This window comes from Pseudocolwellia sp. AS88, assembly GCF_030551755.1.
In the GTDB taxonomy this organism is placed as follows: domain Bacteria; phylum Pseudomonadota; class Gammaproteobacteria; order Enterobacterales; family Alteromonadaceae; genus Pseudocolwellia.
Genome location: NZ_JAUPEC010000017.1, coordinates 1 through 15,758, shown reverse-complemented (window position 1 = coordinate 15,758; position 15,758 = coordinate 1). Strand labels below are relative to the sequence as shown.

12 protein-coding genes are annotated in these 15,758 nt (G+C 35.7%); 3 read left to right on the top strand and 9 right to left on the bottom strand.

Features of this window, described 5'->3' with window-relative positions; translation table 11 throughout:
• The first annotated feature begins 309 nt into the window (after positions 1-309).
• A complete protein-coding gene (gene putP / locus Q5N69_RS12510) occupies positions 310-1,794 on the top strand; it encodes a sodium/proline symporter PutP (RefSeq protein ID WP_304369284.1) in 1,485 nt (494 codons plus the stop codon).
• 147 nt (positions 1,795-1,941) lie between these two features.
• Here putP and Q5N69_RS12505 read toward each other — a convergent pair whose 3' ends face one another.
• The 8 genes from Q5N69_RS12505 to Q5N69_RS12470 all read right to left on the bottom strand — a co-directional run bounded on the left by Q5N69_RS12505 (position 1,942) and on the right by Q5N69_RS12470 (position 10,676).
• Complete coding sequence (locus Q5N69_RS12505; RefSeq protein WP_304369283.1) at positions 1,942-2,655, bottom strand: DUF3379 family protein; 714 nt, start codon at positions 2,653-2,655, stop codon at positions 1,942-1,944.
• Positions 2,648-3,163: a sigma-70 family RNA polymerase sigma factor gene (locus tag Q5N69_RS12500; RefSeq protein ID WP_304369281.1), complete on the bottom strand. Its 516-nt coding sequence runs from the start codon at positions 3,161-3,163 to the stop codon at positions 2,648-2,650. The genes Q5N69_RS12505 and Q5N69_RS12500 overlap by 8 nt, the downstream gene beginning before the upstream one ends.
• A gap of 332 nt (positions 3,164-3,495) precedes the next feature.
• Positions 3,496-5,205 (bottom strand): BatD family protein, encoded by a 1,710-nt coding sequence (locus tag Q5N69_RS12495; protein ID WP_304369280.1) that lies wholly within the window; start codon positions 5,203-5,205, stop codon positions 3,496-3,498.
• Positions 5,199-7,124, bottom strand: a complete 1,926-nt coding sequence (locus Q5N69_RS12490) for a VWA domain-containing protein (RefSeq protein ID WP_304369279.1) — start codon at positions 7,122-7,124, stop codon at positions 5,199-5,201. The genes Q5N69_RS12495 and Q5N69_RS12490 overlap by 7 nt, the downstream gene beginning before the upstream one ends.
• A 1-nt stretch (position 7,125) precedes the next feature.
• Complete coding sequence (locus Q5N69_RS12485; RefSeq protein ID WP_304369278.1) at positions 7,126-8,121, bottom strand: VWA domain-containing protein; 996 nt, start codon at positions 8,119-8,121, stop codon at positions 7,126-7,128.
• A complete protein-coding gene (locus tag Q5N69_RS12480; RefSeq protein ID WP_304369277.1) occupies positions 8,118-8,615 on the bottom strand; it encodes a DUF4381 domain-containing protein in 498 nt (165 codons plus the stop codon). The genes Q5N69_RS12485 and Q5N69_RS12480 overlap by 4 nt, the downstream gene beginning before the upstream one ends.
• Positions 8,603-9,625, bottom strand: a complete 1,023-nt coding sequence (locus Q5N69_RS12475) for a DUF58 domain-containing protein (RefSeq protein WP_304369276.1) — start codon at positions 9,623-9,625, stop codon at positions 8,603-8,605. The genes Q5N69_RS12480 and Q5N69_RS12475 overlap by 13 nt, the downstream gene beginning before the upstream one ends.
• Before the next feature lie 94 nt (positions 9,626-9,719).
• A complete protein-coding gene (locus Q5N69_RS12470) occupies positions 9,720-10,676 on the bottom strand; it encodes a MoxR family ATPase (protein WP_304369275.1) in 957 nt (318 codons plus the stop codon).
• Positions 10,677-11,252: 576 nt separating this feature from the next.
• Here Q5N69_RS12470 and fadI point away from each other — a divergent pair.
• Complete coding sequence (gene fadI / locus Q5N69_RS12465; protein WP_304369274.1) at positions 11,253-12,560, top strand: acetyl-CoA C-acyltransferase FadI; 1,308 nt, start codon at positions 11,253-11,255, stop codon at positions 12,558-12,560.
• Positions 12,560-14,743 carry a fatty acid oxidation complex subunit alpha FadJ gene (gene fadJ, locus Q5N69_RS12460; RefSeq protein WP_304369272.1) on the top strand — a complete coding sequence of 728 codons (2,184 nt, stop codon included), beginning with the start codon at positions 12,560-12,562 and terminating at the stop codon, positions 14,741-14,743. The genes fadI and fadJ overlap by 1 nt, the downstream gene beginning before the upstream one ends.
• 820 nt (positions 14,744-15,563) lie before the next feature.
• Here fadJ and Q5N69_RS12455 read toward each other — a convergent pair.
• Positions 15,564-15,758: hypothetical protein (locus tag Q5N69_RS12455; RefSeq protein ID WP_304369270.1), on the bottom strand; the 195-nt coding region annotated here is incomplete at its 5' end.

The window sequence follows — 15,758 nt, the reverse complement described above, 5'->3', positions numbered from 1 at the left end:
AACTATAGCTGCTTAGATAAATTCTTTGCTGCTTAAAAATAAACTCTACACGAGATAAAAAAACTTTAACAAATATGATTAAATTATAGATAAATTTAATCATGTTAGCTACTTAATATCGTTAATAGAATATATTGGAAATATGGATATATTTCATCAAGTTTTTCAACTTTTCAACAGATTAGGTGTTTTTAACCATATACAAGTGACGGTTATATAGATTGTTCAAATATGTTATAAAGGGGCACGAAAACCATCGTAAAATGAATAAATACATTATAATTAACGAAAACTACTAAGGAGAAATACTTGGAGTTAGGCAGTATTATTTCACTAGCAGCCTATTTTGCTGTAATGATATACATAGGCGTATATTCGTATAGAAAATCCTCAAAAGATATATCGGGTTACATGTTGGGGGGGAGAAGTTTAAGTCCATCAGTCACAGCATTGTCTGCAGGTGCTTCTGATATGAGCGGTTGGATGCTCATGGGACTTCCTGGAGCTATGTTTGTTACGGGTTTCAGCAGTGTTTGGGTGGCTGTCGGATTAGTTTCTGGCGCTTTTCTGAATTATCTTATCGTTGCTCCTCGTTTACGCACTTACACAGAACTCGCTAATGATGCGATAACCTTACCTGATTACTTTGAAAATCGCTTTCAGGACAATACCCATGTTTTAAGAGTAGTAGCATCTCTTGTTATTGTGGTGTTTTTTACCGTTTATACTTCTTCGGGAGTTGTTGCTGGTGGTAAACTTTTTGAAAGTGCTTTTGGTTTATCTTATCACCTAGGTTTATATATTACTGCAGGTGTTGTTGTTGGCTATACCTTGTTTGGAGGCTTTTTAGCGGTAAGCTTAACTGACTTTGTTCAAGGTTGTATTATGTTTGTCGCGCTTATTTTAGTTCCTACTGTTGTTGTTATGGAAGTAGGTGGTTTAAGCGAATTACAGCATAGTGTTGCAGTTATTAATCCTAATCTTTTAGATATGTTCCATAATATGGGTGTTATATCTATTATTTCAGCTTTAGCATGGGGCTTAGGTTACTTTGGTCAGCCTCATATTATTGTTAGATTTATGGCAATTCGTTCTGTTAAGGATATTCCTCTTGCTAGAAATATTGGTATGACATGGATGATTGTTGCTGTTATTGGAGCTTTAGGTACTGGATTTGCGGGTATTGCTTACGCTTCTGCAACAGGATTGAAGGTTGAAGATCCTGAAACCATTTTTATCGTTTTATCTCAGTTGCTGTTCCATCCTTTAATTGCTGGCTTTTTGTTGGCTGCGATTTTAGCTGCAATTATGAGTACGATTTCGTCCCAACTATTAGTGACATCAAGCTCTTTAACAAATGACTTTTATTTGATGTTTTGTAATGAGAAAGCTTCAGACAAACATTTAGTGTTAGTAGGTCGAATTTCAGTTGTTGTAGTTGCGTTGTTAGCCATATTGCTTGCGCAAGATCCTAATAGCTCAATATTAAATATAGTGAGTAATGCATGGGCAGGATTTGGTGCGGCATTTGGTCCGGTAGTTATTTTAAGCTTGTACTGGAAAAAGATGTCTAAAGATGGTGCTCTAGCAGGCATAATTACTGGTGCCACGACTGTTTTACTTTGGATTTACTTACCTGTAAGTATTAATGGGCAATCATTAAGCTCTATTGTGTACGAAATCGTACCAGGCTTTATTGTATGTACATTAACGATTCTGATTGTAAGTAAATTTACATACAAAGCATCGAGTGAAATCGAAGATATCTTTGATAAAGTAGAAGAACAACATTAATAGTGTTTCAATAATATCGAGTTGATTAATTTAACTAAGTTGATCAGGTTATTTATATTATGATAATAATTATTGAGTAGACATAAAAAAGGTTAGTCGTAATGACTAACCTTTTTTTTGAGCCTTGAAAATGGTCTGATTAAGAAACTAAATAGACCAAGTTACATTTGATTTAATGTTATCTTGCCATTTATCTAAAGCTTCGCTCTTATCACCTACAACAATAATATTTGCGTCTTTAAATTGCATAGACTTACCATTAAGTTGTTGATTAGAAAAACTGTTAGTAAATGCTATATCTACATCATTAGGCAAAATAAATACATTTACCGGAGATGTTTCTCCTTTAAAAACTAAATGTAGGCTTTTCATTCCATCAAATCGACAATAGTCAGCAAATATTAATTGGCCTAGGTTGTCTGAAAAATTACCATGAAACGCTGCCATCTTTTTATTTAAAGAGGCTAAAGAAACTTTAGCTTCGTCAGCATTCGAAAAGTGACTCGCTTCAAATTCTGTATGAGCAAAAGCATAGTCGCCAACTGTTGTGTAAGCAGTTGAAAAATTCATGAAATTAAGGGTCAAGCCCATAGCAAACGCAACAGAAGCGGCTAGCGCTAAATGTACACGTTTCTTCTTTTTTTGTTGCTGATGGCTTTCAAGTGCTTGACGTAAAATAAGCTTTTGTACCATGTCATCAGGAACAGGCACTTTTAATGCGTTTAATATTTTATCATCTAGCTGTTGAATTTCTTTAGCAAACTTTTGTTTACTAGGATCCGATGCCTTCGCGTTGAGTATGTCTTCGTCTGTGCTGTGAGGATCTTCGTATATACTACGTCTAAATTGTAATTCATCCATTGTATGTACCTCGTACTTCTGGTTCTTTCTCTAATGCTTCTTTGAGCTGATTTCTTGCTCTAAATAATCGTGTCATTACTGTGTTTTTGTTTAAAGATAGAAGGTCTGCGATTTCTTCACCGCTAAAACCACCTATTACCTGTAAAACTAGAGGTTCTCTATATTCTTCAGGAAGTGAGCCTATCTTTTCACGTAACCAATGGTTTTCAATGTCTTGTTCTGAGCTCATTGATTGGGTATCAGTTATCGTGGCTTCTTCATATTCGCTCATTTCAAATCGTTTTCTTTCGAAACGACGGGCGTTTTCACGCCTTAAAATAGTGATCAGCCACGACTTAGCTGCTTTTTCATCTTTTAAAGAGTCTAAAGCGCGCCAAGCACGTAAAAAGGTCTCTTGCACCAAATCTTCAGCTACTTGTTTTTCGCGGCATAACCAGTATGCATAGCGATATAAATCAGCATGAAGAGCTTTAACGAGTGCTTCGTATCTAACTTGTTTAGTAGCCATGTTAGAAGAGACCTGCTCGGGTGGTTTTTTATTTCCAAAAAGTTTTTTTATCATCTAAATAACTTTACAACGTGGTGAATAATTAAAAGAGGCGATACATACAATCGCTAATATTAAATGATAACTATGACATTTTTACAGAGATTTTGCGAATTTCATTGAAAGTTTTAGGATAATAATAAGGATATTTGCTCTATTTATATAACTTTAACTGTTTAACTGTATTTATTGTCTGTATTTTGACCAGTTTATGTGTTGTATAGGATGAATTAACTGTTGATATTTTGAGCTTGTTATAAGCCAAAATACCAACAGTTAGTATGTAATAATTATTAAGGATTTAACGTTACAATTTCTTTTTGCTTACTTTTAGGTCGCTTATTGATTTCAATAATGAGCGTTTTTAACTTTTGTCCTTGCCATTGTTGAGTCTGTTTACCAAAGAAACATGCTTGTAAGTTAGTTAATTCTTCATTAAAGCTTGTGTCATTAATAATACGTTTTACATCGTCAAGTGTTGATACGTTTTTATCTGGGAAATGTTCATCAGCCCAAGTGACTAGTGATTTTAATACTTGCTCGCCATTGTTACTATCACAGGCTTTCAATAAAGTTTTATAGTGATTATTTTTTACTGGTGTTACTTGTTTTGTAGATATTGACTTTTTACTTAAAACTGAAAGTAACCAAGCTAAAGAAGTTAATAACCAAAGTGCTAGAAATAACCACTGTAACCATGATGTTTTAGTTACAATAACCGTTTGAACATCTGCAGAAGTCTTGTCATTTTGTAGCATTGATAAGTCAGAATTCGTTGTCTCTACATTAGTGTTATCTGAACGAACACCTGTGATTTTTGATTCTTCTACCATTTCATCGTTAGGTGTTATGGTGACAGTTTTTGCTGGAATGACAGCATATTGAATTCTATTGGTAACCGTATTCCACCAAGGTAAACGAATTTCTGGTAGTTCGTATGTACCGACTCTGCTTGCTACTAAGGCAAAGTTTTGCTTTTTCTGACTGACTAATCGACCGTTACTTATTCCTGTATGAAGTTCTGCTTGGTCAGGATAAATTTTGATACCTGAAGGGGAGGTCATTTCCAATTGAGGAAGTTGCTCTTCTGAGAGTCCTGCTGCTGTTAATGTTAGTGTTCGAGTAATGGGCTCGCCTACCATAAAGCTTTCACCGTCTGGCTGCCATTCTTGATGTAAGGTCAGGATTTCGCTTGGCAGCCATACTCCTTGGTAGTTATCAGGAATAGGTTTTACGCTAAGATGAATATCTTCACCTAAAACAGTAACTGGTTTGGTATCTGTAAAGCTAAGAAATTGACTACGACGGCTTGATGGCGAGATTATTTCACCAGAAAATATCGGTGTTTTAATAACAAATTCACCACTGTTTTGCGGGTTTATTGCATAATTTCGTTCGATAACTCGATAACGTCTGCCATTAATAATCGAGTCATTTTCGATGTCTTTACCTACTTGATTAATTGACGCCCCATCTAATGTTGGCTCTGACAAACTGCCACGCTTTAATTCAGCAGCAAAATGTAATTTTACTGTTAAAGTAAGTTGTTGTTGCACGTAAACTTCTTTTGCTGAGATATCCGTAGTGATAAAGATATCTTGTGTTTTAGCAGCACCTTGGCTACTTGCTTCTAATACTTCAACTGAAATAGGAGCTGTAGATACTGACTCGACAGTGAGAGCTGGAATGGTATATTTACCGGGTGCACGAGCAATTAGAACCGTTGTCCATTTTGTTGTTCGTGTGGTGTCAAAGTTCACCATACTTGTTTGTGTACTAACTGATGTTCGGCCAACAATAAAGTCTTTAAGTAAAGGCGATGTATCTAAAGCATTTGTATCAACATCGTCATCAGCAATAACTTGAAGAACAAAAGATTCTTTATCCATGACTGGATTTTTGTCAATTGTTGCGGTTACTTGTGTTAAAGCAAAAGCTGATTGAATAAGTAATAAGCTTGCCGCTATTGAAGAGGCGATTATACGAATAATATTTCTTACCACTTTTTGGTTTCTCCTAAAGTACTTCTATTTTGACGACGTTTTTTGTATTCCAACTGCATTTTATTGCGTAGTAATTGGTATGGGTCGTCTGTCACTTTGTTTAATATTTGTTGGTGCTTTTGTTCTGCTTCTTGCGCTAATTTCTCTGCGGCTCGAGCAGCTTGAGCATTTTGCTCTTCTGTTTGGTTTTCATCTGTAGTGTTTTCTTGTTCATTTACAGCTTGTGATTCTTGTTCAGTGGCTTCATCTTGGTTTTCATTTTCAGATTCATTTGGCTGAGGTTGCTGTTCTGATTCGCTATCTGAGTTTTCTTCATTTTTTGAATCAGAGTTTTGTTGCTCGCCGTCTTGCTCATTATCTTGTTCGCTATTTTCTTGGCTAGATTGCTGATCGTTTTGTTGATCATTTTCAGAATCATTTTGTTGATCACCTTGCTGTTGGTTATCTTGATTTTCGTCGCTCTCTTGGCTGTTATCATTTTCTTGTTCAGATTCTTGTTGATCGCCATTTTGCTGATCATCACCTTTTTGGTTTTGATCTGATTGTTGCTGCTGATCTTTGAGTTGTTCAAGCAATGCTTTATTTGCTTTGGCGCTTTCTAAATCTGGATTTTTATCTAATGCTTTTTCATAACTCTCTATTGCTTCGTCTAACTTGTTTAGCTTAGCTAGGGCATTCCCCTGATTATATAATGCTTCGGCGCTGTCACTTTGTTGGAAAGACTTTAACGCATCTTCAAAGTTACCCGCTTTGTAATGCGCGCTACCTTGCCATAAAGGGTCTTTAAATTGCTGAGCAGCTTCTGCATACTTTTCTTGGTCAAATTTATTTTGAGCTTGTTGATCTCTGGTTTTCCATAAATCACTCCAAACATCTGCATACACTTGATCTGAAGGCGTTAAAAATAGCACTAAAGGTAGAATGGCTAGTAATCGTCCTCTCCTAAAGTACATTAAAACAAAAGGAAGAATGATAAGTACTAAATATGGACCTGCTTCTTGCCATTGGTCTCCTGTGTTTGAGCTTTCTTTTTGTTGCTCTTCACCCGAACCTGAAAGAAGTTGGTTGTTTTTAAGTAACTTTTGTATGTCGCTGTTATTGTTCTGCAATCGTACATATTGACCATTACCACGTTGAGCAACACCTTTAAGTGAATTACCTCGTAATTTTGGGATGACAATAGCACCGCTATTATCTTTCATGAATTCGCCATTACTTAATTTTATAGGCGCACCGTTTTTGGTACCTACGCCTAAAATGTTCAGTCGGTAATTATGTTCTCTAGACCACTCTGTAATGTCTTGAACTTCGCTATTCTCAATACCGTCAGTAAACCAATAAATATCGCCGTCTTGATGACCTGCATTTTTTAGCATTTCATCAGCAAGTATTAGGGCGCGCATTGGATCACTGCCTAGCTCAGGCATTAAATCTGGAGACAATGAAGGAAGTAACAATTTAATATTATTAATGTCTTCAGTTAACGGGCTAATAATAAAAGCGTCGCCAGCATAAGCAATTAAGCCCATTTCTCCTTCATTAATATTATCGAGTAAATCAACGGCTTTATAACGTGAACGAGTTAATCTGTTAGGTGATAAATCGGTGGAGTACATCGAGTAAGACATATCCATAATTAATACTGATCCACGAGCTAATTGATAAACTGGTTGTGGTAGTTTTTGCCAGCTAGGTCCTGCCATTGCGGTGATAGCAAGTACGCCTAAAATAAAAGGTATAGTTAATGAAAAGGGTTTATTAGCTTGTGAGTTAGTAATTAATACATTAGCTAAATGTTTAGGTAATAAGCCTTGCCAACCCGATTGACTCACTCGCATTTTTTTTAATAAATACATTGCTAAAAATAAAGCAAAAAGAGCTAAAAACCATAACGGACGAATAAAATGAAAGTCTGTCATATTAGGCACTCCTTCTTGAACTACGAGCAGTAATATTAGTGATGATTAAATAAATAAAACATAAAGTTAGGGCTGCGCCTAAAGGCCAATAATATAGAGCACTAAGAGGGCGCATTTGTTTTTGATCTTGCTCCACAGGCTCAAAAGTATCAAGGAGTTCATATATTTTGGCTAAATCTTCACTACTTCTTGCTCTAAAATATTGACCATTAGTTTTGTCGGCTATATTTTTTAGTGATTTTTCATCTAAGTCGTTAGATGGATTAACTTTGCGCGTGCCAAACAGCGATTGTTGAAGCATTACATCAGCGCCAATCCCTATGGAATATATTGTTATGTCGTTAGCTACAGCAAGTTCTAAAGCTTCTTCGGGTGTTATCTTTCCTGCAGTGTTTTGTCCATCAGTAAGTAGAAGTAGCACACGGTTTGAATCTTCAGCTTCGTTAAAACGTTTTACAGATAACGCAATGGCGTCACCTATGGCTGTTTGTTGTCCAACTAAGCCTAATACAGTTTCGTCGAGCATTTGTTTAACGGTTTTACGATCAAAAGTCATAGGCGTTTGCATGTAGGCATCATCGGCAAAAAGGATCAAGCCGAGTCTGTCACCTGTTCGTCTTTCTATAAAGTCGCCAAGGAGTACTTTAAGCATTTCTAAACGATTTACCACTCGACCATTTAGCGACATATCTTCAACTTGCATGCTGCCTGAAAGATCTACAGCGATCATCATTTCACGACCTTCAGAAGGTATGTTCACTGCTTCGCCTAGCCACTGTGGCCTTGTTGAGGCTAATACTAATAAGCCCCATACGAGTGATAATAAAATCAGTGAGGTTTTTTTATTTGATGTTGCCGCTATTGTTGTATCTATACCTTCAAGTAATACGGGGACCTTTAATGGCACAGCTTCTGATTTATTTTTACTTGGTAACCAATAAATCAGTAAAGGAAGCGGGAGTAGAGCGAATAACATAGGCCATTCAAAATGAATCATAGCTTGCTCTCCATTAACGTTTGGTTTGTAACGCTATTAGTTTTTGGAGGTAAAGCATGTTTAAGCCAAAACACTGAAGCTTGTTGGAAGCTAATATTATCGCTATCTGATAAGTCTTTCTCATACATGGTTTGGAGTGAATCTTTGCTTAGATTTTTGAATTCTTCTTGATGATTATTTGGTAAAGCTTCAAGTAGAAATTTATGGAAATTATTACCATATAAATTAGCAACATTTTTACGAGGAAAATATTTCAGTGCAGCCCACTTTAAAACAGCAACACAGTCTGCAGTATTTAGTGTGTTGTTTGATTTTATTTGGGCAATAGCTTTTTGTTGAAGGCGTCGAGATTTTTTATAATTAATAATTTTGAAACTAATAAATATAAGTAAAGCGATGCAAATAACAGCGATTATCCACCAGCCAATAGCTAATGGATAATTATGGATTTTCTCAGGTAATTGTATGTCTTGTAGTTGTGCTAACGGGTCCACGATGTAATCCCATTTTTTAATTGAGTTTCTAGAGTTGCACCAGCAGAAAAATGTAAAATACGTGCACCTGCTTTAGTGAGTAGGGCTTCTTTACTGTGTGTTAAGGCTTGTGCTTGTTCTTTATATTTTTGTGCTAGTTTTTTGTCGCCAATTAATAGTTGTTGTTTCTTCGTACCATCGGTAACAGAGACATTGATTTTTTTATTACTATTAGGTAGTTCAGTTTCAAGTGGATCTGAGATTAAACAAATCACTAACTCACAATGTCGGCTGATGTTAGTTAGATGCCGAAGTGACTCTTGCGATAAATGATTACCGTCTGTTATCAAATAAACTAAGCTACCTGGTTTGGCTAGTTGTCGTATTCTTCCGCAATTTTCATCAAAAGCTTGTTGGGCTAAATTTGGGTTGTCTGAAGTATTCATTGCTGAATTAAATAAAGCTTCAGATGTGTTTTGATGAATGTTTGATAACGAATAAAGGTAATGTAAAACCCCTTGCTGACGGCTACGCGGTTTAAGTTCGGTATGTTTTTGTTGATTAAACACAATTCCACCGACACGATCGCCTCGTTCTTTAGCGTGCCACGCAACTAAGGCAGCTAAATGTGATGCTTGAACAGATTTAAATAATAATTTGCTACCAAATAGCATGTTGTCGCACAGGTCGGTAGCAATTAAAACTGGACGTTCAACTTCTTCACGAAATACTTTTGTGTGAGTAATACCTGTTCTTGCTGTAACTCGCCAATCAATTGCACGAATATCATCGCCTGTTTGATAATGACGAACTTCATCAAACTCCATACCTCTGCCTTTACTGCGCGCAAGGTAGTTACCCGACATTTTGCCGTGTAGATCTTTTTTAGCAGCTAAGTTGATTAATGAAGTTTTTGTTTGATATTGGATCAATTCATTAATCGACACGTCTATACCGTTAGCGAGTAGGCTTTCTAATATTTGTGCGGTATTGTGCTGTGTTGCTTTTTCTTGTTTGTGACTAAACCACATATCGTTTTCTTATTTTTTATAAGTTTTGTATCTAACTTTATTTCAAGCCTTGTTTATAAAGTTTGAAGTTAAAATTAATTCAAATAAAGGCAGGTTAAGCAACCGCCACTAAACTTAATAAATGATCAAGTAGTTGATTAGTCGTCATGCCTTCAGCTTCTGCCTGATAAGTTAATAGAATTCTATGTCTTAATACATTGTGGAATACAGCTTGAACATCCTCAGGACTTACGAAGTTTCTGTTGTGTAACCAAGCGCGTGCTCTAGCACATCGATCTAAGGCTATTGTTGCTCTTGGACTTGCACCGTAAGCTAACCAAAGTTTTAGTTTATCGTCATATTTTTCTGGCGAGCGAGTTGCCATGATCAAATCAACAATGTATTTCTCAATACTTGGTGCCATGTGAATTTTCATTACTTCATCACGTGCGGCAAAAATGTCTGCTTGAGAAATCACTTCAATCACTTTTTTAGCTTCTTTCAAAGCTTCACCGCGATTGAGTTTTAAAATAGCGAGTTCGCTCTCTGCATCAGGGTAATCAATTTCTAGATGCATTAAGAAGCGGTCTAATTGTGCTTCGGGTAAAGGATATGTACCTTCTTGCTCAATAGGGTTTTGCGTTGCCATAACTAAAAATAAATCTGGAAGCGGATAGGTTTTTCTACCAACAGTAATTTGACCTTCTGCCATAGCTTCTAACAATGCTGATTGTACTTTAGCTGGAGCACGGTTTATTTCATCGGCTAATACTAAGTTTCTAAAAAGAGGACCCGGTTGGAAAACGAAGGTGCTATCTTCAGGACGATAGATATCAGTACCTGTTAAATCAGCGGGTAATAAATCTGGCGTAAATTGTACTCGATGAAAGTCTGCCTCAAGGCCATCAGCTAAAGAGTTAATCGCTCTTGTTTTTGCTAAACCTGGAGGACCTTCAACAATTAAGTGTCCATTAGCTAATAAAGCGATAAGTAAATTTTCAACTAACGCTGTTTGCCCAATAATTTGTTCAGATAAATGTTCTTTTAATGATGAAAAATGTGCAATTGCCATAACGAGTACTTAATTCTTTATTTATATTTTGATTATTTGAGTGCTTGAATATGTAAACCTAAGATTTATCTTAGATTAAACATCAAACAAGCCTAATTAGACTAGTGTTAGATATATGGTTAATCATTTGAAAAACAACTGCTACTATGAATTTGTAAGTAATTTTTTCATAACGAGTTTTGTTTTGGTGAACTTTCGTGCTTTAAAAATGATTTAACTAAAATTATTAACTCTTTATTTGCCACCGTTTATTTAAAATAGTTCGTAACACACTATTTTTAGTCATTAAATGTTTTTTATATTACATAAAGCTTAAACGTTAATACTTAACTAATTTAAGACTGTTAGTTCTGTGTGTGGTTATATCTATTGAATATTTTACAAAAAAAGTTAAAATCATATTATCAATCAAGAGGTCTGACCTCTTGGTTTGAACTAAAATTTAAATAATAAATCAAATTTTAGCAACTAAAATAAGTGGAAAGATAAAGCTTTATCAGTTTCCACAATCAAGAGTTAAACATAATTAAAGGTTTATTTTGTTTAACTTATAGCTGGTGCTACATAGGAATAAATATGAAACAAACTAAGTTAGTCACATCAAGTGGTGAACGTATTGCTGTTGTTGCAGGATTACGTACACCATTTGCAAAACAAGCGACAGCATTTCATGGGGTGCCAGCTGTAGATTTAGGCAAAATGGTTGTTAATGAATTGCTGAATAAACATGATATTGATCCGCAAATTATTGAACAACTTGTTTTTGGGCAAGTTGTTCAAATGCCTGAAGCGCCAAACATTGCTAGAGAAATAGTATTAGGCACTAAGATGAATGTTCATACTGATGCTTATAGTGTGTCTAGAGCTTGTGCGACAAGCTTTCAATCAACCGTTAATATTACCGAATCAATTATGACAGGAATGATTGATGTAGGTATTGCCGGTGGGGCTGATTCAACATCAGTAGCTCCTGTAGGTGTGACTAAAAACTTAGCAAAAACATTATTAGATTTAACTAAAACCAAAACTTTAGGGCAGAAAATAGCTTTAATTCGTCGTTTAGGTTTAAAAGATCTTTTACCTGTTGCTCCTGCTGTTGCTGAATATTCTACAGGACTGTCGATGGGACAAACTGCTGAACAAATGGCAAAAACTTATTCTATTTCGAGAGAAGAACAAGACGCATTAGCTCATCGTTCGCATACATTGGCAACTCAATCATGGCAAGAAGGCAAACTTGCTGGTGAAGTAATGGCTGCTCATAGTGAACCTTATAAAAGTTTTATTGATAAAGATAATTGTATTCGTGAAAACTCAGTACTAGAAAGTTACGCGAAGTTACGACCAATATTCGACCGTAAATATGGCAGCGTAACAGCAGCAACAAGCTCTCCATTAACGGATGGGGCTTCTGCTATTTTATTGATGCGTGAGGGCAGGGCAAAAGAATTAGGTTATAAACCATTAGGCTACATTAAAAGTTATGGTTTTTCTGCTATCGACGTTTGGGAAGACATGTTGATGGGGCCAAGCTTTGCTACGCCAATTGCTTTAGCAAGAGCTGGAATGGAATTAAAAGATTTAGATTTAATTGAAATGCATGAAGCTTTTGCTGCTCAAGCACTAGCCAATGTTAAAATGTTTGCTAGTCAAAAGTTTGCTCAACAACATTTAGGTCGAGATCAAGCTATTGGTGAGATTGATATGGATAAGTTTAATGTAATGGGCGGTTCTATTGCTTACGGTCACCCATTTGCAGCAACAGGTACACGTTTAATTGTTCAAACGTTAAATGAATTAAATAGACGAGGCGGCGGAACAGGATTAACCACAGCATGTGCGGCAGGTGGTTTAGGTGTTGCAATGATAGTGGAGACAGATTAATGACTGAATCAACAGAAATCGAACAAAATAACGAAGTAGAGAACAATAGTACAAATACTTTCACTCTGATCAAACAAAGTAATGGCGTGGCACATCTTGTAATGGATGTGGCTGGCGAAGCTATGAATACTTTGAAAGCTGAATTTGCTGAACAGATACTTGAGATTCTTACTGAAATCAAAGCCGATGACACCATAAAAGGTATTGTTTTACTAAGTGGCAAAAAAGACTCATTTGTTGCTGGTGCAGATATTAGTATGATCGCAAACTGTGAAACCGTTGAAGAAGCTGTTTTCCTCTCTCGACAAGGACATAGTGTCTTTGAGCAAATAGAAAATTTACCTATTCCAATCATAGCAGCAATTAATGGTGCTTGTTTAGGTGGTGGTTTAGAGCTATCAATGGCTTGTCACGCTAGAGTGTGTAGCGATAATGCTAAAACAGCTTTAGGCTTACCAGAAGTACAATTAGGTTTGTTGCCTGGTGGTGGTGGAACCCAACGTTTACCTAAACTTGTTGGTATTCAAAAATCATTAGATATGATGCTAACAGGTAAGCATTTACGTCCGAAACAAGCATTAAAAGCTGGCTTAGTTGATCATGTTGTACCGCAAAGTATTTTGGTTAGAACAGCTGAAGACATTATTTTATCAAATAAAGTTGGAAGTAAAAGCTTAAACAAACCACGTAAAAAGTCTTTGTTAGATAAGTTACTTGAAGATAATCCTTTAGGTCGCAGTATTGTATTTAATCAAGCGACAAAATCTGTGTTATCTAAAACCAAAGGTAATTATCCAGCACCACTTAAAATTATTGAATGTGTAAAAGCTGGAATTGATGGACCGTCAGCAAAAGGCTACCAAACAGAAGCTAACTATTTTGGTGAACTAGCTAAAACCGACGTATCAGCTCAGCTTCGTCAGTTATTTTTTGCAACAACTGAAATGAAGAAAGAATTAGGTGTAGTTGGTGTTAAACCTGAAGTTGTTAAAAATGTTGCTGTTTTAGGTGGCGGTTTAATGGGTGGAGGCATTGCTTTTGTCACAGCAACTAAAGCTAATGTACCTGTTAGGATTAAAGATATTTCTCATCAAGGGATTAGTTCAGCCCTTAAATATGGTTATAACTTACTTAATAAAAAAGTACAGCGCCGCTTTATTCGCGCTAGTGAAATGCAAAAGCAACTTTCGTCAATTAGTGGAACGATAGAATATAGCGGATTTAAAAACAGCGACATGGTGATTGAAGCTGTATTTGAAGACTTAGCATTGAAGCAAAAAATGGTTGAGGAGGTTGAGTCGTATTGTAGTGAAAATACAATTTTTGCAAGTAACACTTCTAGTTTACCTATTAGTAAAATAGCTGAAAAAGCCCAACGCCCAGAAAATGTAATTGGTTTACATTATTTTTCTCCGGTAGATAAAATGCCGTTAGTTGAGATCATCCCTCATGAAAATACTTCTGAGCAAACTATATCTACTACTGTTGAATTTGCTAAAAAACAAGGCAAAACACCTATTGTTGTAGCAGATAAAGCGGGATTTTATGTAAACAGAATTCTGGCTCCTTATGTGAATGAAGCGGCATTAATGCTTTTAGAAGGCGAATCAATTGAGAAGCTTGATAAAGCTTTAGTTTCTTTTGGCTTTCCTGTTGGTCCAATGCAATTACTTGATGAAGTAGGTATTGATATTGGTTCAAAAATTGGCCCTATTTTACAAAGTGAGCTAGGTGATAGGTTTACTACACCACCAGCTTTTAACCTACTAATAGAAGATGGCCGTTTAGGTAAAAAAGCGAATAAAGGTTTTTATCAATACGGTAAAAATATTAAAGGAAAAAAAGCAGACGAGTCTATATATGATCTATTAGGAATCGTCAAAAAATCGTCATTGTCAGATGAAACTATTAATCAACGCGCTGTATTCTTGATGTTAAATGAAGCTGCTAGATGTTTAGATGAAGGCATTATTAGAAGTGCAAGAGATGGAGACATTGGCGCTATATTTGGAATAGGCTTTCCTCCTTTCTTAGGTGGTCCTTTTCAGTATATTGATAAACTAGGTGCTGATTATTTAGTTACAAAACTGAAGTCTTGGGCTGAACTTTATGGCGATAGATATACTCCATGTGAAGCTTTAATCAAAATGGCAGAAAATAAGATAACTTACTATACTGATTAATGAAGCTTTAGGTTACTTGTTTACAGAGTAAATAAATTAGCTCAATCACCAAAATGGCTTTGGCTGATATGATTGATTGAGTTTTTTATTAACTTAATTTGTATGTGTATCAATACTTTCCATGTGCCCGGTTAATTTTAGCCGATTAATAGGATCGATCTTTCCTCAATAGGTTCATGTAATTCAGATTTAATTGTTTTTAAGTTTTTGATTAAAAAATAGAATTAGGCTCAGCCTCGAGATTAAATAACTCTAGATAACTTTTTAATATTATATTTAATTATTGTTTAGGGGCTTTATAGGCTTGTTAATGTTATATGTATAGTTGTATTGAGTATAGCTTTAATCTTGTTACCCACTTGTATTACTGCTATATTTTTCGCCAGAATTTTCCATAGATTTTTATTCTATTCATTGAGATATTATTTCATGTTAGCTTTATTTGTTACCTTAGGTTTGATTTGCGCTGTGTTTTTTTATTGCCAGGCTCTTAAGAGTGGCTTGGGATATAAGCGTTGGACATTAGCTGGAATGGTATTCGGTCCTTTTGTTTGGCCGATGTTTTGTATGCAGAAGAGAATGAAGATAAATAAGAAGTTTGGATTTGGTTGTTTAATTTTTAAAGCTTAATACTTAAGTACTATACAGTTTCAAAAATAATAACGGCGAACTTCCTTGTATCGCGATTATTTAAGTTTATTCAATTACTAAGACCACCATGATTTAGCCGGCATTTCTTTTATTTCAATGCGATCAGCAATAGAATTTTCTTTTTCTTTAATGTTGAATATTGCTTTTAGAATAGAAAGCATAGCACCACCTATTCAGTTATAGAGAAGCTATCATCTACACGTCTAGCAGTTCTGCGAGCTACTTCTTCGATAGAGAAGCTATCATCTACACGACGAGCCGTTCTGCGAGCTACTTCCTCAATAGAAAAGCTATCATCTACACGTCTAGCAGTTCTGCGAGCTACTTCTTCGATAGAGAAGCTATCATCTACACGACGAGCCGT

Bases quoted from the DNA above. Each gene is read 5' to 3' on its own strand.
- Q5N69_RS12505 (WP_304369283.1), bottom strand. From the start codon at position 2,655: ATGGATGAATTACAATTTAGACGTAGTATATACGAAGATCCTCACAGC.
- Q5N69_RS12500 (WP_304369281.1), bottom strand. From the start codon at position 3,163: ATGGCTACTAAACAAGTTAGATACGAAGCACTCGTTAAAGCTCTTCAT.
- Q5N69_RS12490 (WP_304369279.1), bottom strand. From the start codon at position 7,124: ATGACAGACTTTCATTTTATTCGTCCGTTATGGTTTTTAGCTCTTTTT.
- Q5N69_RS12485 (WP_304369278.1), bottom strand. From the start codon at position 8,121: ATGATTCATTTTGAATGGCCTATGTTATTCGCTCTACTCCCGCTTCCT.
- Q5N69_RS12475 (WP_304369276.1), bottom strand. From the start codon at position 9,625: ATGTGGTTTAGTCACAAACAAGAAAAAGCAACACAGCACAATACCGCA.
- Q5N69_RS12470 (WP_304369275.1), bottom strand. From the start codon at position 10,676: ATGGCAATTGCACATTTTTCATCATTAAAAGAACATTTATCTGAACAA.
- fadI (WP_304369274.1), top strand. From the start codon at position 11,253: ATGAAACAAACTAAGTTAGTCACATCAAGTGGTGAACGTATTGCTGTT.
- fadJ (WP_304369272.1), top strand. From the start codon at position 12,560: ATGACTGAATCAACAGAAATCGAACAAAATAACGAAGTAGAGAACAAT.